The organism is Streptosporangium sp. NPDC002607, from assembly GCF_053592655.1.
This window is the reverse complement of record NZ_JBSFWD010000036.1, coordinates 26,410-46,706: the sequence shown is the minus strand read 5'-3', so window position 1 is coordinate 46,706 and position 20,297 is coordinate 26,410. Positions and strand designations below refer to the sequence as shown.

Annotated in this window: 17 protein-coding genes; 11 read left to right on the top strand and 6 right to left on the bottom strand. The window is 71.6% G+C overall.

Annotated elements, in window-relative coordinates:
* Positions 1 to 89 precede the first annotated feature (89 nt).
* Both smc and ftsY read left to right on the top strand, forming a co-directional pair.
* Positions 90 to 3,776 (top strand): chromosome segregation protein SMC, encoded by a 3,687-nt coding sequence (gene smc, locus ACWD3H_RS32565; RefSeq protein WP_451957743.1) that lies wholly within the window; start codon positions 90 to 92, stop codon positions 3,774 to 3,776.
* A gap of 306 nt (positions 3,777 to 4,082) precedes the next feature.
* Entirely contained in the window at positions 4,083 to 5,264 is a 1,182-nt protein-coding gene (gene ftsY, locus ACWD3H_RS32560) for a signal recognition particle-docking protein FtsY (protein ID WP_451957716.1), read from the top strand.
* A gap of 121 nt (positions 5,265 to 5,385) precedes the next feature.
* Here the strand turns inward: ftsY and ACWD3H_RS32555 are convergent, their stop codons facing one another.
* Genes ACWD3H_RS32555 through ACWD3H_RS32545 form a run of 3 tightly spaced genes read right to left on the bottom strand, consistent with a single transcriptional unit; the run spans position 5,386 to position 8,305 of the window.
* The gene (locus ACWD3H_RS32555; protein WP_355553894.1) at positions 5,386 to 6,180 is read right to left on the bottom strand and encodes an ABC transporter ATP-binding protein; all 795 of its coding nucleotides are present in this window, start codon (positions 6,178 to 6,180) and stop codon (positions 5,386 to 5,388) included.
* Positions 6,177 to 7,256 carry a FecCD family ABC transporter permease gene (locus ACWD3H_RS32550; protein WP_451957715.1) on the bottom strand — a complete coding sequence of 360 codons (1,080 nt, stop codon included), beginning with the start codon at positions 7,254 to 7,256 and terminating at the stop codon, positions 6,177 to 6,179. The genes ACWD3H_RS32555 and ACWD3H_RS32550 overlap by 4 nt, the downstream gene beginning before the upstream one ends.
* Positions 7,253 to 8,305, bottom strand: coding sequence for a FecCD family ABC transporter permease (locus tag ACWD3H_RS32545; RefSeq protein WP_451957714.1), 1,053 nt, complete (start codon positions 8,303 to 8,305; stop codon positions 7,253 to 7,255). The genes ACWD3H_RS32550 and ACWD3H_RS32545 overlap by 4 nt, the downstream gene beginning before the upstream one ends.
* Positions 8,306 to 8,405: 100 nt before the next feature.
* On the opposite strand from ACWD3H_RS32545, the gene ACWD3H_RS32540 reads away from it, so the two are divergent.
* Together ACWD3H_RS32540 and ACWD3H_RS32535 are read left to right on the top strand one after the other, a co-directional pair.
* Positions 8,406 to 9,416 carry an ABC transporter substrate-binding protein gene (locus ACWD3H_RS32540; RefSeq protein ID WP_451957713.1) on the top strand — a complete coding sequence of 337 codons (1,011 nt, stop codon included), beginning with the start codon at positions 8,406 to 8,408 and terminating at the stop codon, positions 9,414 to 9,416.
* Between the two features lie 638 nt (positions 9,417 to 10,054).
* Positions 10,055 to 10,654: a sigma-70 family RNA polymerase sigma factor gene (locus ACWD3H_RS32535; protein WP_355553882.1), complete on the top strand. Its 600-nt coding sequence runs from the start codon at positions 10,055 to 10,057 to the stop codon at positions 10,652 to 10,654.
* Between the two features lie 129 nt (positions 10,655 to 10,783).
* Here the strand turns inward: ACWD3H_RS32535 and ACWD3H_RS32530 are convergent, their stop codons facing one another.
* Positions 10,784 to 11,620 carry an EamA family transporter gene (locus ACWD3H_RS32530; protein ID WP_355553879.1) on the bottom strand — a complete coding sequence of 279 codons (837 nt, stop codon included), beginning with the start codon at positions 11,618 to 11,620 and terminating at the stop codon, positions 10,784 to 10,786.
* An 85-nt stretch (positions 11,621 to 11,705) separates the two neighbouring features.
* On the opposite strand from ACWD3H_RS32530, the gene ACWD3H_RS32525 reads away from it, so the two are divergent.
* The 4 genes from ACWD3H_RS32525 (at position 11,706) to ACWD3H_RS32510 (ending at position 14,528) form a co-directional block, all read left to right on the top strand.
* Positions 11,706 to 12,281 carry a helix-turn-helix domain-containing protein gene (locus tag ACWD3H_RS32525; protein WP_451957712.1) on the top strand — a complete coding sequence of 192 codons (576 nt, stop codon included), beginning with the start codon at positions 11,706 to 11,708 and terminating at the stop codon, positions 12,279 to 12,281.
* Between the two features lie 248 nt (positions 12,282 to 12,529).
* Positions 12,530 to 13,465, top strand: coding sequence for a polysaccharide deacetylase family protein (locus ACWD3H_RS32520; RefSeq protein ID WP_451957711.1), 936 nt, complete (start codon positions 12,530 to 12,532; stop codon positions 13,463 to 13,465).
* Between the two features lie 92 nt (positions 13,466 to 13,557).
* On the top strand, positions 13,558 to 14,079 hold the full coding sequence (locus ACWD3H_RS32515; RefSeq protein ID WP_355553870.1) for an RNA polymerase sigma factor: 522 nt from the start codon (positions 13,558 to 13,560) through the stop codon (positions 14,077 to 14,079).
* Positions 14,076 to 14,528 carry a hypothetical protein gene (locus ACWD3H_RS32510; protein WP_451957710.1) on the top strand — a complete coding sequence of 151 codons (453 nt, stop codon included), beginning with the start codon at positions 14,076 to 14,078 and terminating at the stop codon, positions 14,526 to 14,528. Before ACWD3H_RS32515 ends, ACWD3H_RS32510 begins: the two co-directional genes overlap by 4 nt.
* Here ACWD3H_RS32510 and ACWD3H_RS32505 read toward each other — a convergent pair.
* A complete protein-coding gene (locus ACWD3H_RS32505; RefSeq protein ID WP_451957709.1) occupies positions 14,470 to 15,903 on the bottom strand; it encodes a hypothetical protein in 1,434 nt (477 codons plus the stop codon). The two genes, ACWD3H_RS32510 and ACWD3H_RS32505, sit on opposite strands and share 59 nt — an antisense overlap.
* A 153-nt stretch (positions 15,904 to 16,056) precedes the next feature.
* Between ACWD3H_RS32505 and ACWD3H_RS32500 the strand changes: the two genes are divergently transcribed.
* Both ACWD3H_RS32500 and ACWD3H_RS32495 read left to right on the top strand, forming a co-directional pair.
* On the top strand, positions 16,057 to 16,713 hold the full coding sequence (locus ACWD3H_RS32500; protein ID WP_350914853.1) for a response regulator transcription factor: 657 nt from the start codon (positions 16,057 to 16,059) through the stop codon (positions 16,711 to 16,713).
* Positions 16,714 to 16,762: 49 nt separating this feature from the next.
* Complete coding sequence (locus ACWD3H_RS32495) at positions 16,763 to 17,917, top strand: sensor histidine kinase (protein ID WP_355553860.1); 1,155 nt, start codon at positions 16,763 to 16,765, stop codon at positions 17,915 to 17,917.
* Between the two features lie 223 nt (positions 17,918 to 18,140).
* Here the strand turns inward: ACWD3H_RS32495 and ACWD3H_RS32490 are convergent, their stop codons facing one another.
* Positions 18,141 to 18,761 carry a superoxide dismutase family protein gene (locus ACWD3H_RS32490; protein WP_451957708.1) on the bottom strand — a complete coding sequence of 207 codons (621 nt, stop codon included), beginning with the start codon at positions 18,759 to 18,761 and terminating at the stop codon, positions 18,141 to 18,143.
* Positions 18,762 to 19,072: 311 nt separating this feature from the next.
* Here ACWD3H_RS32490 and ACWD3H_RS32485 point away from each other — a divergent pair, with 311 nt between their 5' ends.
* Positions 19,073 to 20,281, top strand: coding sequence for a heparin lyase I family protein (locus tag ACWD3H_RS32485; RefSeq protein ID WP_451957707.1), 1,209 nt, complete (start codon positions 19,073 to 19,075; stop codon positions 20,279 to 20,281).
* Positions 20,282 to 20,297: the final 16 nt, after the last annotated feature.

The window sequence follows — 20,297 nt, the reverse complement described above, 5'->3', positions numbered from 1 at the left end:
GTGACAGGGAAGACGCGTTCATCGGCGCCCGGGGCACGGCGCGTGATACGCGGGCCGGCGCGGCCACACCGTGAATGGGGGGCTCTCTTTTGTATCTCAAGACCCTTACCCTGCGCGGTTTCAAGTCCTTCGCCTCGGCCACCACGCTCCGCTTCGAGCCGGGCATCACCGCGGTCGTCGGCCCCAACGGATCCGGCAAGTCCAACGTGGTCGACGCCCTGGCCTGGGTCATGGGGGAGCACAGCGCCAAATCGTTGCGCGGCGGCAAGATGGAGGACGTCATCTTCGCCGGCACCTCCTCGCGGGCACCGCTGGGCCGCGCCGAGGTCACGCTGACCATCGACAACACCGACGGCATGCTCCCGATCGACTACACCGAGGTGACGATCAGCCGCCTGATGTTCAGGGCCGGCCAGAGCGAGTACGCCATCAACGGCGACACCTGCCGCCTGCTCGACATCCAGGAGCTGCTGTCCGACTCCGGCATCGGCCGCGAGATGCACGTCATCGTCGGCCAGGGCCAGCTCGACCAGGTGCTGCACGCGGGACCCGAGGAGCGCCGGGCGTTCATCGAGGAGGCCGCGGGCGTCCTGAAGCACCGCAAGCGCAAGGAGAAGGCGCTGCGGAAGCTCGACGCGATGCAGGCCAACATGACCCGGGTACAGGATCTCACCACCGAGCTGCGCCGCCAGCTCAAACCGCTGGGCCGCCAGGCCGAGATCGCCCGCAAGGCCGCCGTCATCCAGGCGGACCTCCGCGACGCCAGGCTCCGGCTGCTCGCCGACGACGTGCTCACCCTGCGGACCACCCTGGAACGGGAGATGGCCGACGAGGCGGCGGTCCTCGCCCGCCGCACCGCTGTGGAGACCGAGCTGGAGCAGGGCCAGGCCGCCGAGGCCGAGCTGGAGGCCGCCGAGGCCGAGGCCCAGCCGCGGCTGACCGCCGCGCAGGAGACGTTCTTCCGGCTCTCCTCCCTCCGCGAGCGCCTCAGGGGCCTGGCGGGACTCGCCGCCGAGCGGCACCGGCACGCCACCGACACCGCGGTGGAGCGGCGGGGGCGCGACCCGGAGGACTTGGAACGTGAGGCGGAGGAGGTCCGCGAGCAGGAGCGGGTCCTGGTCGAGCTGCTCGAGGGGGAGCGGGAGTCGCTCGCGGAAACCGTGGCCAGGCGCACCGAGACCGAGGCCGCACTCGCCGCGGAGGAGCGGCGGCTGGCCGCGGAGGCCAGGGCCGCCGCCGACCGGCGCGAGGGCCTGGCCAGGCTCAGGGGGCAGGTCGGGGCGGCGCGCAGCCGGGCGGGGGCCGCCGAGGAGGAGATCGGCCGGTTGCGGCGCTCGCTGGAGGAGGCCGAACAGCGCGCCGAGGAGGCCCGCGCCGAGCACGACAGCCAGGAACTGGCCGAACCGGCCGCCGATCCGGCCCTCGCCGAGGAGCTGGAGATCGCCCTGGAGACGGTCGAGCAGGCCAGGGAGTCCGTCGAGTCGGCCAGGGCCGGGGTCGAGGAGGCCAAGGCGGCCGTCGCGGGCCCGAACGCCGCGCTCGGCGCCGCCCGGGCCGCCCTCGCCGCGGCACGCAAGGCCGACCAGCAGGCGCAGCGCCAGGTGGCCGCGCTGGAGGCCAGGTTCGAGGCGCTGGAGATGGGCCTGGCCGGTGGTGCCGACGGTGGCGCCGCGCTGCTCGCCGCCGACCTGGCCGGGGTGCTCGGGCCGGTGGCGACCATGCTGTCGGTGCGGCCCGGTGCCGAGGTGGCCGTCGCCGCCGTGCTCGGGGCCGCCGCCGAGGCCGTCGCCGTCGAGTCGCTGCAGAGCGCGGCCGACGCCATCGAGTTCCTCCGGGGCCGCGACGGCGGCCAGGCCGGCCTCGTCATCGCCGCCGGTGAAGCGGCGGTCCCGCCGGGCCAGGTGCCGCAGGCGGGCGCGGAGTGGGCGATCGACCTGGTCACGGTCTCCACCGAGCTGCGGGCCGCCACCACCCACCTGCTAGCGGGCGTGCTGGTCGTGGACGATCTCGCGACCGCGAGGAAGACGGTCGAGCAGTATCCCGGGCTGCGGGCCGTCACCCGCTCCGGCGACCTCCTGGGTGCCCACGCCGCCGCCGGCGGCGGTTCGGCGGGCGCCACCTCCGCCATTCAGATGCGGGCCGCGCTCGACGAGGCGACCGCCGACCTGGCCGAGGCCAGGGTCGCCGCCGAGCTTGCGGCGACGGAGCTGGAGGAGACCGCGGAGGCCGAGGGAGAGGCGCAGCTCGCGGTCGAGACCGCCCAGGCGCGGGTCGCCGAGGCACAGACGGGAGTGCAGAACAGGCAGGCCGGGGTCAACGCGGCGCAGGCCGCCCTGGACCGGGTCAGGGCGAGGCAACGCGACGCGGACCAGAAGGTCGCCGCGGTGGCCAGGCGGCTCGCCCAGCTGGACGCCGCCGCCAGGGCGGCCCGCGACGAGTGCGAGCGCCTGGCCGCGGGCGTACGGGCCGCCGAGGAGGCGCGGGACCGCGACGCGGCCGGTCTCGCCGAGCTGGAGGAGCGGCTCGCCGCGGCCGTGGGTGCCGAGGAGCGACAGAGCGAGCCCAGCACCGACCTGCGTGACGAACTCGCCGAGATCTGCGCGACGGCCAGGCAGGACGAGATGGAGGCCCGTCTCACGGTGCGGACGGCGGAGGAGCGGGTCAGGGGCATCGACGGCAGGGCGGAGGAGCTGACGCGCGCCGCGGAGCGTGAGCGCGAGGAGAGGTCCAGGGCGGCCGAGCGCAGGGAGCGGCGGCGCGAGCAGGCTCGGACGGCCCAGGCGGTCGTCAGGGGCGCGGAACTGGCGCTGCGCACGCTGGAGACCTCCCTGGCCGCCGCCGCGGGAGAGCGCGACGAGGCGGAGCGGGCCCGCGGGCAGATCGACGCCTCGCTCAAGGCGGTCAGGATCCGGGTCCGTGAGCTCACCGGTGAGCTGGACAAGCTGGTCAACCGGGCACACGGCAGCGAGGTGGCCCGCACCGAGCAGCGGCTCCGCCTGGAGCAGCTCCAGGAGCGGGCGGTGGAGGAGTACGGCGTCGAGGCGGACACCCTCATCGCCGAGTACGGCCCCGGCGAGCCGGTTCCGACGGCGGACGGCGAGCCCGTCCCCTACGACCGCGAGGAGCAGCTCAAACGGGCCAGGGTGGCCGACCGGCAGATGGCCCAGCTCGGCAAGGTCAACCCGCTCGCGCTCGAGGAGTTCGCGGCCCTTGAGGAGCGGCACTCGTTTCTCACCTCGCAGCTGGAAGACCTCAAGAAGACCCGCCGCGACCTGCTGCTCGTGGTCAAGGAGGTCGACGAGCGGGTCGAGCAGGTCTTCGGCGCCGCCTTCGCGGACGTGGCCCGCGAGTTCGAGACGATCTTCACGCGAGTGTTCCCCGGCGGTGAGGGCAGGCTGCTGCTCACCGACCCGGAGGACATGCTGACCACCGGTGTCGAGGTCGAGGCCCGGCCGCCGGGCAAGAAGGTCAAGCGGCTGTCGCTGCTGTCCGGTGGCGAGCGGTCGCTGACCGCGGTGGCGTTCCTCGTGTCCATCTTCAAGGCGCGGCCCTCGCCGTTCTACGTGATGGACGAGGTCGAGGCCGCGCTGGACGACACCAACACCCAGCGCCTGCTCACCCTCTTCGAGGAGCTCAGGCAGACCTCGCAGATCATCATCATCACCCACCAGAAGCGCACCATGGAGATCGCCGACGCGCTGTACGGCGTGTCGATGCGTGGGGACGGCGTCACCCAGGTCATCAGCCAGCGTCTGAGGGAGAGCGAGTCCGCCTGAATCCTCCGGGTTTCCGGAGGGGCCGTGCGGTGGTCCGGGGCCGCCCTCGGGATGAAGCGGTGGGAGGTCGTGAGCCTGCCCGGGTTTCCGGGGGTGGTCCCGGAGGGCCGGGGCGGTGCGGGGCCGGGAGGTCGTGAGCCCGTTCCGGTGCTCGGAGGCGGTCAGGGGCCGCGGGTCCGTCCGGGTTTTCGCGGACGGTCCAGGGCGGGCCGCGCGATGAGGTGGTGACCGACGGTGAGGAACCGCGAACCCGTCCGGACCCCTTGAGGTCGGAGCATCCCGGGGCGTCTGGAAAACTGTGGTCTTGTGGAAGCCTATCTCGGCATAATCGCGATCATCGTCGTCGTCGCCCTGCTGGCGGTCGGCGGCATGCTCCTGCTGTTCAGGAGGGGGGGCACCAGCGCGCCGCCGCGGGTCGAGGCGCCCGAGGCGCCGCCGGCCCCCGAGGAGACGCGGGCCCCCGGCAGGGGCGCGGTCATGGACGACGAGGCGACGACCACCGTGCCGCCGCCGGCCAGGCCGGTCGAGCCCGAGGCCGCCGTCATCCCGGAGATCGAGATCCCGCCGCCGTCCGCCGGCCGGATGGTGCGGCTCCGCGCCCGGCTGGCCCGGTCGCAGAGCACCCTGGGCAAGGGGCTCCTGGAGCTGCTCTCCCGTGACCGTCTCGACGACGACGCCTGGGACGAGATCGAGGAGACCCTGATCACCGCGGACGTCGGTGTGGCGCCGACCCGGGCGATGGTCGACGAGCTGCGTACCCGGGTGAAGGTGCTGGGCAGCCGGACGCCCGAGGAGGCGCGCGCCCTGCTCAGGGAGCAGCTGCTCGCCCAGATCGGTACCGACATGGACCGTACGCTGCACGTCAAGCCGCACGGTGAGCGTCCCGCGGTGGTTCTCGTGGTCGGGGTCAACGGCACCGGCAAGACCACCACCACAGGCAAGCTGGCGCGCGTCCTCATCGGCGACGGCGGCAAGGTCGTGCTGGGCGCCGCCGACACCTTCCGCGCCGCCGCCGCCGACCAGCTGCAGACCTGGGGAGACCGGGTCGGAGCCGCGGTGGTACGCGGCCCGGAGGGCGGCGACCCCGCCTCGGTGGCCTTCGACGCCGTCGCCGAGGGCATCGGCGAGAAGGCCGACGTGGTGATCGTCGACACCGCCGGGCGGCTGCACACCAAGACCGGCCTGATGGACGAGCTCGGCAAGGTCAAGCGCGTCATCGAGAAGAAGGCCACCGTCGACGAGGTCCTGCTCGTCCTCGACGCCACCACGGGCCAGAACGGCATGCGCCAGGCCCAGGTGTTCGCCGAGGTGGTCAACATCACCGGCATCGCCCTGACCAAGCTCGACGGCACCGCCAAGGGCGGCATCATCATCTCCGTCCAGCGCGAGCTGGGCGTCCCGGTCAAGCTGGTCGGTCTCGGCGAGGGGCCCGACGACCTCGCCCCGTTCGACCCCGAGGTCTTCGTGGACACGCTCCTCGGGGGGTGAGTCCCGCCGGGCCGGTCGGTCTCATGGGGAGGCCGGCCGGCGTGGTCCGGTTCGATCCCGAGGTCTTCGTGGACACGCTCCTCAGCGGGTGAGGCCGGCCCGAGCCCCGCCGCGCCCGCCCTCAGCGCGGGGCGTGGGACCGGGTGCCGATGGGGACGACCAGCGGGGTGCCGGCCACCGGGTCCTCGATGACCTTGGCGTCCAGCTCGAAGACCTCCGCCAGCAGGGCCTCGGTGAGCACCTCGGACGGGGGACCGGCGGCGACGACCCTGCCGTCCCGCATGGCCACCAGGCGGTCGGCGTAGCGGGCGGCGAGATTCAGGTCGTGCAGGACCATCACCACGGTGCGGCCCAGCTCGCCGTGGAGCCTGCGTACCAGTTCCAGCACCTCGATCTGGTGGGCGAGGTCGAGGAAGGTCGTCGGCTCGTCGAGCAGCAGCAGGTCGGTGCCCTGGGCGAGGGCCATGGAGATCCAGGCCCGCTGCCGCTGCCCGCCTGACAGCTCGTCCAGCGGGCGGTCGCCCAGGTCGAGCAGGCCGGTCATGGCCAGAGCCGCGCCGACCGCGGACTCGTCGTCGGACGACCACTGCCGGTACCAGGTCTGGTGCGGATGCCGTCCCCTGGAGACCAGGTCGGCGACGGTCAGCCCCTCGGGTGCCGAGGGGGACTGGGGCAGCACGCCCAGGATCCTGGCGACCTCCCTGCTGGGCATCCTGTCGATGCGCTTGCCGTCCAGCAGCACCTCGCCGCCGGACGGCTTGAGCAGCCGCCCCATGGCGCGCAGCAGCGTGGACTTGCCGCACCCGTTCGGCCCGATGACGGCGGTCACCGTCCCGGTCTCGATTCCGAGGTCGAGGCCGTCGACGACGACGCGGTCCCCGTACCCCAGCTTGAGGTCAACGGCCTGGAGTCTCACGTACGGGCCTTCCTGCGCACACGGATGAGGAGATAGATCAGGTAGGGGGCGCCGATGACTCCGGTGACCACGCCCACCGGCAGCTCGACGGGGCTGAACGCGGTCCTGGCGACCAGGTCCGCGCCGACGGTGAGGACCGCGCCGGCCAGGGCCGAGACGACCAGCGGGGGCTGTGCCACCCCGGCCAGGCGCAGCGCGATCTGCGGTGCGGCCAGGGCGACGAACGCGATCGGCCCGGCGGAGGCGGTCGCCGCCGCCGCGAGGAGTACGGCCGCGAGGATCATCAGTCCCCTGGTGAGGTTCATCCGCACGCCCAGGCCGGTCACGGTGTCGTCGCCGAAGCGCAGCGCGCCGAGTGAGGCGGTGCCGAGCAACGCCGGTGGGACGAGCACGGCCAGCGCGATCACGACCGGCACCACGTGCTCCCAGCCCCGGCCGTTCAGCGAGCCGCTGATCCAGACCATGGCCCGGCTGCTGTCGTTGACGTCGCCGACGGTCAGCAGCCAGAACTTGAGGTTGGTGCAGATCGCCGAGACGCCGATGCCGACCAGGACCAGCCGGTAGCCGTCCATGCCTTTGCGCCAGGCCAGCAGGTAGACGGTCAGCGCGCCGATCAGGCCGCCGAGCAGGGCCGCCGCGGGGACGCCCGCCTCGGCGAGGACGCCGCTCACGCCGCCCCAGGTGTTTCCCGCCGCCACGATGACCGCGACCACGGTCACGCTGGCGCCGGTGGTGACGCCCAGGATGTCCGGGCTGGCCAGCGGGTTGCGGGCGATGGCCTGGATGATCGCCCCGGACAGGGCGAGCGCCGCGCCGACTCCGGCGCCGGTCAGCGCGCGGGGAAGCCGGAGTTGCATGACGACGAAATGGTCGGGCCCGTCGCCGGTGATGGCGCGGAAGACCTGGGAGAGGCTCATCGGGATGTCGCCGAGGCGCATGCTGAGCGCCATGAGCAGCACCGTTGTGCCCAGCAGCGCCAGTGCGGCGGCGACGGAGCGCGGCCGGAGCAGCCAGGAGGCGGGACCGATGCGCAGCGCTCGCCTGCTCACGAGGTCCGGGGGCGCGGTGGAGGTCACAGCCGCACCGGCCTTCTGCGCCGTACCAGGGCTATGAAGAACGGCGCGCCCGCGAGGGCGAGGACCACACCCACCTCCAGCTCGCCGGGATGGGCCACCACGCGGCCGATGACGTCGGCGAGGAGCAGGGCCGAGGCGCCCGCCAGGCCGGAGTACGGCAGCAGCCAGCGGTGGTCGGGGCCGGAGAGCGGCCGGGTGAGGTGCGGGACGATCAGGCCGACGAAGGCCAGCGCGCCGCAGACCGCCACGGAGGCGCCGCTGAGCAGGGTGATGGCGATGATGCCGACGGCGCGAGTCAGGGCGATGTTCTGGCCGAGCGCGCGGGCGACGTCCTCGCCCAGGGAGAGCGCGTTGAGGCCGGGCGCGTTGACCAGGGCGGCGATCAGGCCGACGGCGATGAAGGGGAGCACCTGCCAGGCCACGTCCGCGCCCCTGGCCGCTATCGACCCCAGTTGCCAGAAGCGGAAGGTGTCCATGGCCTGCTCGTCCAGCAGCACCAGCGCCGAGGTGAGCCCGTAAAGGAAGGCGCTGACGGCGGTGCCCGCGAGGGCCAGGGTCACCGGCGTGGGGCCGCCCCGGCCACCGGCCATGCCGAGGGCGAACACCCCGGCGCTGGCGATGAGGGCACCGGCGAGGCCGAACCAGATGTAGCCGTACGGGCTGCCGACCCCCAGGACCACGATGCTGAGGACCATGGCGAAGGCCGCACCCTGGGTGACGCCGAGCAGTCCCGGGTCGGCCAGCGGGTTGCGGGTGTGGCCCTGCATGAGGGCGCCCGCGACGCCGAGGGCGATCCCGGCCATGACGCCGATGGCGGTTCTGGGGATGCGCAGCGACCGGACGATGATGTCGTTCTCGGTGCCGGTGGGGCCGGTGAGCGCGTGCCAGACGTCGGCCGGCGGGATCGGTTTGGCACCGAACGCGAGGCTCAGCGTGACCGTCGTCGCCAGGAGCGCGAGCAGTCCGCCCAGCACGAGGAGGCGGCGGTTGTGGATTCTCCGGACGGTGCCGGGCGGGGCGGCCCGTGGGACGGACGTCGTATTGATCACCTGACCTCCCCTTTTTTGCGTGATCGATGCCGAGTATGCCAGTTTAGGTATGGCTAAGCTAAATAAGGCTTGCCTAAACTTTGTGAGGAGATCCAGGAACATGAGAGCACTGCGCGCCCTGGCCGTCGGAGTGGTGGGAGTCGCGCTGTCCGCGGGTCTCGCCGCCTGCGGATCGAGCACCCCGGAGACCTCCGTGGAGACCTCCGGCGCGTCCGCGGCCCCCGCGGCGAGCGACACGGCGGCCTTCCCCAGGACCGTGAAGCACGTCATGGGAGAGGCGACGATCCCCGCCCAGCCCAAGCGGGTCGTGGCCCTCGACCAGAGCTTCGTCGACGCGGTGCTGACCCTGGAGACCGAGGTCGTCGGTTTCACCAGTTACCGGGGGATCGAAGGGGAGCTCCCCGACTACCTGACCCCGGTCCTCGGCCACGCCAAGGAGGCCACCTCGGTCGGGACCCTGGAGCAGCCCAGCCTGGAGCGGATCCTCGCGCTCAAGCCCGACCTGATCGTCTCGGCCAAGGTCCGCCACGAGGCGCTGTACGACAAGCTGTCGCAGATCGCGCCGACGGTGTTCAGCGAGACCACCGGGGCCATCTGGAAGGAGAACCTCAGGCTCGTGGGCCAGGCCCTGGGCAAGGAGGACCTCGCCGAGCAGAAGATCAAGGAGTACCAGGACCGCGCCGGCCGGATCGGTGAGTCCATCAAGGCCAAGGAGGGCAAGCTGCCCACCGTCTCCGTCGCCCGCTTCGCGGGTGAGCCGACGGTCCGGCTGTACGTGGAGAACTCCTACTCGGGCCTGGTGCTCAAGGACGTCGGCTTCCCGCGCCCCGAGGACCAGCCGACCGTGACCGACACGATCATGGTTCCGATCAGCCAGGAGAACATCTCCCAGCTCGACGCCGACCACATCTTCGTCGCGGCCTACGAGGACCCGGCGGTCGGGCCGGTCAAGGAGAAGTTCGAGGCCAACCCGCTCTGGGGCAAGCTCAAGGGCGCCAAGCACGACGTCAGCGACACCGTCTGGATGAGCGCCGTCGGCACCCAGGGCGCGCACGCCATCCTCGACGACCTCGCCAAGATCTTCGAGGTCGACCCGGCCAGGGCCGGCTGACCGGCAGGGAGGGGCGGGACGCCTGTCCCGCCTTCCGACGCCGGGACCGGCGCGGGGCCGACGAGCCGTGCCGGTCCCCGCCTGTCGCGGCCGGTTCGCGACGGGAACGCGCCCCCGAGCGGCGCCTTCTCAAACACTGATCAATTTCAGGTACCCGCGCATCACATACTCGGAGGCGACCACGGTACGAGCCGTGTCCGCCAGGGAGAGCGGGCGGTGAACCGCCAGGGGCGCCGGGCCGTCTTCCAAGTGGTGATTAAGTCCCCAACGCGTGGGAAGCGGGGAGACGTGGAGATGGGTCTCGGAACTTCTGCGGGCGCAGGCCCCGGCCCGGTGGCGGGTCCAGGGGGCGTGGTGGTTGACATTTTTCCTAACCCGAAAGTTATTGCTACCTGGGGTTATGTGATGATAGACACACCTTCGACTGAATCCGGAGAACGATGTTACGATATTGATACTTGTTCGGCTGTAGGGCGTGTCGTACCCGCCGTTGGCGCAGTCAGCGAGCAGTCTCCCGATCACGCAGGGCTTTTAACGGCCCCCTTACGGGGTGCCTGCGAGCATCGGCTACGCCGTCAGAAAGGGTGTAGCACAGTCTCGCCGGGCGGTAGCGGGGGGAAAAGCACGAGGGGGATCCAATGATCACGATGACGGAAGAGCAGCGCCAGGACTGGTTCGAGCGTGACGTCGTGCCGGTCACCAGCCAGCTCTACGCGTCCGCGATGCGCCTGACCCGCAACACCGCCGATGCGGAGGACCTGGTCCAGGAGACCGTCACCAAGGCGTTCACCTCGTACCACCAGTTCCGCGAGGGCACCAACCTCAAGGCGTGGCTGCACCGCATCCTGACCAACAACTTCATCAACGACTACCGCAAGAAGCAGCGCTCGCCCAAGCTCTCGGCCGCCGAGGAGATCGAGGACTGGCAGCTCGCCGCCGCCGAGTCCCACACGTCCAGCGGTCTCAAGTCCGCCGAGACCGAGGCGCTGGAGCAGCTGCCGGACAGCGCGGTCATGAACGCCCTGCGTGCCCTGCCCGAGGACTTCCGGGTCGCCGTCTACCTGGCCGACGTCGAGGGCTTCGCCTACAAGGAGATCGCCGAGCGGATGGGCACCCCCATCGGCACGGTCATGTCCCGCCTCCACCGGGGTCGCCGCCAGCTCCGCACCATGCTTGAGGACTACGCCCGCGAGGAGGGCGGCCTCCGCTCCGCCATCGAGCAGGCCCAGGTGGCCTGAGTCGTTTTTCGCGGTGGCGACGGGGCGGACGGGCCTGTCGGGCTCGGCCGTCGAGCGTGTCCAGGTGGCCTGAGTCGCTCATCCATCGAGCAGACCCAGGTGGCCTGAGTCGTTGACAGGGCGGACGGGTCAGCCGGATGCGATCAGCGCGACCGCGGCGAGCGTGAAACCGATGCCCACGGTCTGCACGGTGTTGAGCCGTTCCCCCAGCACCTGACGGGCCAGCAGCAGCGTGCTCGCCGGGTAGAGCGAGACCAGGACGCCGACGAGGCTCAGCAGCCCGCGCTGCTGGGCGAGCATGAAGAGCACGTTGGCGACCATGTCGAGCGCTCCGGCCGCGATGATGACGCGCAGCGTGCCCGGCCCGGGACGCAGGGTGCGGCCGGTGGTCAGGGTCAGCAGGACGATGAGAGTGACCGAGGCCAGGCGTGCCCCGACCAGAGGCCACACGCCGCCTTCCGCCGGGGCCTGGGCGAGCAGGATGAAGAAGCCGCCGAAACCCGCGCCCGCGGCGAGTGAGGCCAGGATCGGGCCGTACCCGCTGCCGCTTTTCCCGCCGGAGGAGTCGCGGCTCACCAGTAGCACCGCCAGCAACGCGAGGACCACGCCCACCAGCGCGATCGGCTCGGGGCGTTCCCCGACGGCCAGTCCGAACAGCACGGGCAGCACCGCCGAGACGGTCGCGGTGATCGGCGCCACCACCGACATCACGCCGGTGGCCAGTGCCCGGTAGAACAGCACCACCGCCGCCGCGCCGCAGATCCCGGAGGCCGCGCCCCAGGCCAGCGTCACGGGCGCGGGGGTCCCCGGCAGGATCGGCAGCAGCGCGACGGCCACGGCCAGCCCCGCGGTCTGGGAGAGAACCACCACGGCGAGCACCCGCGACCGGCGGGTGGCCATGCCGCCCAGGAAGTCCGCGGTGCCGTAAACCATCGCGCAGGCCGTCGCCAGCACCACAGCGGTCACATGTCACCTCAGTTCAATGAAATGTACTCCTAGTACAATATATGGAGTGCAATGGAGTGCAAAACAAGTTAACTAGACTGAACTTATGGACCCAGAGACGATCACCGCCGCGGTCGCCAACAACGTGCGGGCCCAGCGGGCGCACCGGCAGATGACCCTCGACGAGCTCGCCGCGCGCTCCGGGGTGAGCCGGGGCATGCTGGTCCAGGTCGAGCAGGGCAGGACCAATCCGAGCATCACCACGCTCACCCGCATCGCCGACGCGCTCGGGGTGACCGTCGCGCGGATGGTGGAGGTCTCCGACACGCCCGTGGTCCGGATTGTCCATAGCATGGACGTGGTCACCTTCCCGCACGGTGACTCCAGCACCGCGCGCCTGCTGGTCGGCACCGACGCGCCCGCCATCCTGGAGCTGTGGGACTGGCGGCTGGCCCCCGGCGACCACCACGACGGCGACGCCCACCCGCCGGGCACGCGCGAGATGCTGACCGTACTGGAAGGGCGGCTCACCCTTTCGGTGTACGGCAGGAGCCACATCGTCGAGGAGGGTGACGCGGTCGTGTTCAGCGCCGACCGCCCGCACCGGTACGCCAACGAGGGGGAGGTCCCGCTGCGGTTCGTGATGGTCGTGACCGAGCCCCGCGAGACGCCGGATCGCTGACCGATATGAGATGTTCGCCGGAAGGAGCCCTTTTAAGGCTCTAACTGGTCTCATCAGATGAGACGTCGCCCCCGGGTGCGCATCTCATTCGATGTGGCGTCGAAGTGCGCGTCGGTACGGGCCAATCGGCAGTCTATGTCCCATCCTGGGGGAAGACCCGGCCATGACCTTGCGGGGGACACGGCCGGGGGCCGCTCGCCGTCCCCGCGTTGCTTTCGGGGGGAAGCATGCGGGTACGGATGGTGTCGATGGCCTTGCTGCTCGCGGCGGCTGGGTGCGCTTCTCCGAGCACCACGACAGGCGCGCCCTCGCCTACCGCGACCATCGCGCCCACCGGGCGGGCCACGCCGATCGGGCCGAACGAGCCGACCGCTCCCATCGTGCCCATCGTGCCCGCCGGGCCGACCGGACCCCCGGGGCGTACCGCGCCCGCCGGTGTCCCCGCCGGTGTCCCCGCCGCCGGCGCGCCCTCAGCGACCGCCTCGGGGACGGCGGGCGCGAGAAGGGCCGAGGCCCGGCCGGACTGGCCGGTGGGAAACTTCCCCGCTCCGCATCCGGCACGCAGGATCAACTGCGAGCGGGTCAGATGCGTGGCGCTGACCTTCGACGACGGTCCGGGGGCCTACACCAATGCCCTGCTCGACATGCTCGCCAGGCACCGGGGCAGGGCGACCTTCTTCGTCGTCGGGCAGATGGTGCCCGGGGACGGCGAGCGGATCCTCCGCAGGATGGTGGCCGATGGGCACGAGCTGGGCAACCACAGCTGGAGCCACCCGGAGCTGCCCGGGCTGTCGGAGGCCGGTATCAGAGAGCAGCTGAACCGTACCCAGTGGATCGTCAAGCGCGCGACGGGGGTGACGATGGACCTCATGCGCCCGCCGTACGGGGCGACCGATGCCCGGGTCGCCGCGGAGAGCCGCCACCTGGGGCTCGCCCAGATCCTGTGGGATGTCGACACGCTCGACTGGCGTGACAGGGACTCCTCGATCGTCGCCCGCCGCGCGGCCGAGGCGAAACCGGGCTCCATCGTGCTGATGCACGACATCCATCCCTCCACCGTCCAGGCCGTTCCGCGGCTGCTGCACCATTTCGCCGCCAGGGGCTACCGGCTGGTCACGCTCTCCGAGCTGTACGGGAGGCGCCTGGTGTCGGGCAGGAAGTACCCCGTCGACAGCGGCTTCTGAGATCCTCCGAGCCTGTCCTCGTGCCGGGTGGGGGCCCGGGGAGCGTGAACCTCCCGCCCCCGTTTCCCGACTGTTCCGGTTGAGGAGGCAGGGTGACTGACGAACTGCTGGTGGTCCGGTGCCGGCTCGGCGAGCGCGAGGCGTTCGCCGAGCTGGTGAGGGCCTGGCACGATCCGGTTTGGAACTACGTGCGGCGCATGCTGGGGCCCGCGCAGGCCGACGACGTGGCCCAGGAGGTCTGGGTGGCCGTGGTGCGCGGGCTGCCACGGCTGAGGGAGCCGGGCCGGTTCGCGCCCTGGCTGTTCACGATCGCCAGGCGTGCGGTGGCCGACCGGCTCCGCGAGGAGTACGCCAGACCCGAGGTCCTGGCGGAGGAGGAACGCGCGACCGGCGACCCGGCCGACGCCCTCGCGGACCGCGCCGGCCTGCTGGCGGGCCTGTCGGAGCTGCCGGTCAGGGAGCGGGAGATCCTCGTGCTGTTCTACCTGCACGACCTCTCCCTGGAGGACTGCGCGCAGATCTGCGCCGTCCCCGTCGGCACCGTCAAGTCACGCCTGTCCCGCGCGCGGCGCATGCTGCGCGACCGGCTCACGGAGAAGGGATATCGAGAATGAACCCCGACGACATGATCGGCAGGCTGGCCGGGCCACTGTCGCTGCGCCGCCGGATCGGCAACGTCGTGGCACTGCTCGGCGGGCTGGGCGGGGCGCTGTTCACCGGTCTGCTGTGGGCCACGGAACCCGCCCTGCCGGGTCGTACCCACCTGGCCTTCGGCGCGATGGTCGCGCTCGGCCTGGCCTGGGCCGGCTACGGAGCCTGGGCGCTGACCCACAGGACGCCGCTGTTCGCCCTCGACCGGGTGGTCGCCGCCTGGCTGGCGGTGGCCGCGACCGTCCTGCTGACGGCGGGAACGGCCGCGATCGCGATCACCAGGGGGACCTGGGCGGGTGCGGCGGGGGGCGCCGTCGCCGCGACGCTGGCCATGCTCGCGGTGGCGTTCCTGCTCAGGGCCCGCGCCGACCGCGCCGCCATGCTGCGACGCAAGCACGAGCTCGGTGGCTGAGGCCCGCCGCGGCCAGGGCCGCGGCGAGGCAGGCCATCGGGATCGACGGCAGCACGTAGCGGTGGTCGAAGTCCAGCGCGGCGATCGGGGCGACGAGCAGGAAGACGGCCGCCGCCCACGGCAGCAGGGCCGGGCGCCGCCGCCCGACGGCTCCGAGGCCGCCCAGCAGCAGGAGCGCGCCGAGCAGCGGGCCGTGCAGGACCCCGGGGTAGGAGTAGGCGCCGAGGAGGTTCCCGTAGGGCTCGACCGACGACATCCCCCGGATGTCGCCGTCGTACTCCCGGCGTACCTGGTCGATCAGCGGGAAGGCGGGCAGCGGCCAGGAACCGACGGGGAACGTCAGGGCGGGGGAGATCCGCAGGGGGTGGCGCACCGGGGTCGCCGCGAAGGTGAGCGAGGTGTCGCGGGCGACCTCACGGAGGTAGTCGAGCGGCTGCGCGGCGATGGCACGCAGTGCGAAGGACCTGGCCAGGTCGTTGTGGGCGAACCGCCCTCCAGGCAACCTGTTGAGTGAGGCGTCGGCGGCCCAGACGTACTCGGACGCGGCGTCGACCACCGTGCCGTTCGGGCAGAGCACCGCCTCCCGGGCCGGTGGTCTGATCACCGAGCAGTCGGCGAACGTCATCGTGCGCGCCCACAGCGCCACACCGTCGGAGCCGCTGAGCGCGAACCGCCCGTGATGCTGCTGATACCAGCCCGCGTAGGCGGCGAGCGGCAGCGTCCCGGCGACGACCAGCGCGACCACCCGCTTCCAGCCGGCCCGCCGCAGGAGCAGGTGAAGCAGGACCAGGCCGAGCAGCGGCACCGCGACCGTGCGGGTGAGCCCGGCCAGCGCCAGCAGCAGACCCGTGGCCGCGGCCGCCCGCGCCGAAGGGCGCTCCCGCCACATGAGCACCGTCAGGGCGGCCGTGACGAGAAAGATGACCTGGGTGTCGGAGAGCACCGCGTGTTCGAGCCGCAGGAACGCGGGGTTGAACAGGATCGGCAGGGTGGCCAGGGCCGCCCCCCAGCCGGGGAGTGCGTGGCGGCGCAGCACCAGATAGATCATCAGGGCCGTGCCCAGGCCCATCAGGTGCTGGAGGCCCGCGATGAGCTGGACGCTGTGGAAGGGCAGCAGCAGCCGGAGCAGGAAGGGGTACCCGGCCGGATGGAACGCGCCGGAGGGCTCCAGATGGACCGCGGTGTTGAGGTAGGTGAAGGAGTCGTACCAGTAGAGCTGGGCGGTGTCGTAGCCGAGCATGACGAGGACGCGGAGCCCCGCCGCCAGCGCGATCGCGACGGCGAACGGCAGGTGACCGCCGAGGAGCCGGTCGCGCGGCCCGTTCCGGCCGGGCGCGGTGGGCATGGTCGTGACGCCGCCGGGTGAGGCGAGCATGGATGGTTCCCCCGTTCCGGGGCCGGGGGAGTCCCGGCGCGGTGGGAGCAGTCCAGCGAGTGATCGATAACCTTGACGTCACCGAATCCGGTTATGCCCGCGTTATGCGGCCTGTGGCAGGCTGGCGCGACTCGGAGCCAGGGGAGGCACGTTTTGCGGGTGTTGGTGGTCGAGGACGAGAGAATGCTCGCCGACTCGATCGCGGAGGGGCTGCGCGGGGAGGCGCTCGCCGTCGACGTCGCCTACGACGGGGAGGCGGCGCTGGAACGGCTGCGGATCCACGACTACGACGTGCTCGTCCTGGACCGGGACCTGCCGGGCCTGCACGGCGACGACGTGTGCAGGGCCGTGGTCGCCGAGGGCGGCCTGGTGCGGATCATCATGCTCACCGCGGCGGGTGACGTGCGCTGCCGGGTGGCGGGACTGTCCCTGGGGGCCGACGACTACCTGCCCAAGCCGTTCGCCTTCGAGGAGCTGACGGCCCGCGTCCACGCGCTGGGCCGCCGGGTGCGCCCCGCCGACCCGCCGATGCTGGTGCGGGCCGGCATCAGCCTGGACCGGGCGCACCGGCAGGTGTTCCGCGACGGCCGCTACGTGCCGCTCGCCCGAAAGGAGTTCGGCGTGCTGGCCGAGCTGCTCCGCGCCGACGGGGCGGTGGTCTCCAGTGAGACGCTCCTGGAGAAGGTGTGGGACGAGCACACCGACCCGTTCACCAACACCGTGCGGACCACGATGATGAAGCTGCGCCGCAAGATCGGCGATCCACCGGTCATCGAGACCGTCACGGGCGTCGGGTACCGCATCCCTTGACCTTCTCCCCATGGCCGGAGCCAGGGGGCCCCACGCTGAAGGAGATTCGATGAGGACGAGCGTCCGCCTCAGATTCGCGCTGGCCTGCGGCGCGGTCTTCCTCCTGGCCGGAGCCCTCCTGCTCGTCGCGGTCACCCTGGTCGTACGGCAGAGTCTGGAGCCTCGCGACGGGTTGCGGCATCCCGCCTACATCCGGGTATCGAACTTCGTCCTCATGCCCGAACATCCCTCGTACGGGGCGGCGGAGCAGCGGGTCGCGCAGGTCAGGCGCATCTACCAGGCCGACACGATCAAGAACGTGCTCACCGTGGGCGGCCTCGCCCTCATCGCGACGGCCGGGGTCGCGACGGCGGCCGGCTGGCGGGCCGCCGGCTGGGCGCTCCGTCCCATCAGGTCGGTGACCACGAGCGCGCGGCGCGTCGCCCAGAGCCACGACCTCACCGGGCGGATAGCCCACGACGGGCCGGATGACGAGGTCAAGGAGCTCGCCGACATCGTCGACGTCATCCTGGCCCGCCTGGCCCGCTCCTTCGACGGCCAGCGGCGGTTCGTCGCCAACGCCTCCCATGAGCTGCGCACCCCGCTCACCATCAACCGCACCCTGGTGGACGTGGCGGTCAGGCGGCCCGACGCGACAGAGGACGTCAAGCGGCTCGGCGAGTCCCTGCTGCTGGTCAACGCCCGCCACGAACGGCTGATCGACGGCCTGCTCGCCCTCGCCGAGGGCGAGCAGGCCGTCCTGGACCGCCGTCCCTTCGACCTGACGGACGTGGTCGAGCACGTGCTCGACCTGGCGGGCAAGGAGGCCGAGGAACGCGAGGTGACCGTACACAGGCTGCTGGACCCCGCACCGACCGCGGGTGAACCGGTGCTGGTCGAAAGGCTCGTGCAGAACCTCGTGGAGAACGCGATCCGGCACAACCACGGCGGCGGCCAGGTGTGGGTGTCCACCCGGCATCGCGCCGACCGGGTGGAGCTGGTGGTGGCCAACACCGGGCTGCCCGTCCCGCCCTACGAGATAGAGACCATCTTCGAGCCGTTCCGGCGGCTCCACGGCGACCGGCTGCGCTCCGATCGCGGCAGTGGGCTGGGACTGTCGATAGTCCGGGTCGTCGCCGAGGCGCACGGCGGTGTCGTGATCGCCGGCTCCAGGGAGGAGGGCGGCCTGACGATCACCGTCGAGCTGCCGTACGAGAGCCCCTGACGGATCCGGTACGGCCTCCGTCCCCCCGGGCGGAGGCCGTACCGGGCGTGCTCTCAGGTGAGCAGTAGTACGAGCGCGGCGAAGGCCACCCACGCGCGGCCGGTCATGACCTGCATGGCGATGATTCCCCTTATCTATGGGGAAATCCTGCCCGGCCGCTCTTGGAGGACGGTTGGAAGCCGCTGGAGCCTGCGACCGGCGACAACGCGGCGGGCAGCGGATCCTAGTTTCTGGTGATCACGCCGCAGGCCACGCGTCCGCCGGAGTCTCCCGCCTTGAGGGTCTCCGCGTCCGGGCCGCTGCCGCCGGCCGGGTCGCCGGGATCGGCGGGGCGGTAGCGGTCCGGGATGTTGGCGTGGTTGTCGGGCAGCGTGTGGATGACGATGGAGCTGCCGTCGGAGTCGAAGAGCTGGCCCACCCGGAAGCGGTCGGTCACGACCGTGGTCTCGCCGGTGCCGTCCTCGGCGACGAGGAGGTTGGGCAGGTCGCCGGAGTGCTCGCCGTGCGTGGCCGGGTGGATGGTGAAGTGCGCGCCCGCGCTGGAGAAGGGGCTGCCGGTGACCGGGTCGACCGCCTTGGGATCGCAGACGCCCCTGGTGTGGATGTGGAAGCCGTGATAACCGGCGTTCAGGCCGCTGACGGTGACGGTGAGCCTGGACTTGTTGTACAGCCTGTGGTCGATGCTCAGAAAGCCGACGTTCTTTCCGGCCGTGTCCTTGATGACGGCCTCGGCCGACGGCCAGGGCCGTCGCGGTACGTCTGAGGTCGCCTGGGCGTTCGCGTCGCTGCTGGCCACCGGTGTGCCGAGTGCGATGGCCAGAATGAGACAGATCCTGCGAAACATGAGAGATCCCCCGTACGATTTCCAAGCTCCCCCGTTGTGGAGGGGGAGCGGCCCCAGCACAGGTTCATATCCCAACGAGGGCAGGCGCCCGCGTCACCACGCCGCCCCTGGAGGCACTCGGGACGATTGCCGGTTCGTCGTGTTTACCCGGCGCCGTCCGGCGTGTTCTCGGCGAACGGCGCCCGAATGAGCATCGCTTACTCATGACCGCCACGTGGCGCTCCGGAACGCTGTGCCCAACGGATACCGGCAAGCCCGCGGCCCGCGCTGGAGTGGCGGGGGCACGGGTCGCCACTGGGGAGTTGACGACAATGATCTGGAAGAGAGTCGCGGCGCTGACCGCGGCGGCGCTGGCACTGGCGCTCGGGGCCTCGACGCAGTCGGCGAACGCCGATCCCGCGGGCGTCTTCAGGACGCTGAACTGGGAGAACGCCGCCGATCGGACCATGCCGGGAACCACGCCGACCGGCTTCATCAAGCAGTGGGCGAGCAGTCACGGTGCCACCGTCGTGACCAGCCCCGTACGGGACGGCTCCCATGCGGCGCGGTTCCAGCTCAACAAGAACGACCCTCTGATCTCCAACGGCAAGCGCGCCGAGATCAGCCAGAGCAACAAGCAGCCCGTCAACGCCGAGCGGTGGTACGGCTTCAGCGTCAACCTGCCCGCCGGCTGGGTCCACGACCCCTCGGCCGAGATCGTGAGCCAGTGGCACCAGTGCGACGAGATCAACTGCCCGAAGGGCTCGCCGCCGCTGGCGCTGCTCACCGATGAGGGACGCTGGAAGATCGACTTCCGGGGGAACATCATCGACCTCGGCCCCTACGCCACCGGCAGGTGGACCGACTGGGTCTTCCACGTCAAGTGGCGCACCGACGACAAGGGAGTACTGGAGGTGTGGCGCGACGGGCAGGTGGCCCTGCAGCCGTATACCGGCGCCACGCACGCGGGAGGCCCGTACTCGCCGTACTTCAAGTTCGGCATCTACAAGTGGGACTGGAACAAGGACCGGTCACAGTCCACCACCACCCAGCGGGTCATGTTCTACGACGCGCTGCGGCTGGGCGACGAGCGGGCCGACTACGAGGACGTGGACCCGGCCGGTGGCGGCACGGGCTGCGCTACGACCCCACTCCCGATAGCGGCCGCGTCCGCGACCACCTTCGAGCCGATCAACCCGCCGGCGCAGGCCGTCGACGGGAACCTGTCCACCCGCTGGTCGGGGCAGGGCTCCGGAGCCTCGCTGTTCCTGGAGCTGAGCTCGGTGCGCCGCCTGTGCGGCACCCGGGTCGCCTGGCACCTGGGCGACGAACGGTGGAACGACTACACCGTCTACACCTCGCTGGACAACATGACCTACACCAAGGCGTGGGAGGGCCGGAGCTCGGGCACGACGACCGGGCTTGAGCAGAGGCTGTTCACGAACGGCCCGCGTGACGCCAGGTACGTGAAGATCTCCTTCTGGCAGAACCCGCAGAACGACTGGGCGAGCATCACCGAAGCGGTCGTCCTCGGCTCCTGACCGGCGCCCCACGCGA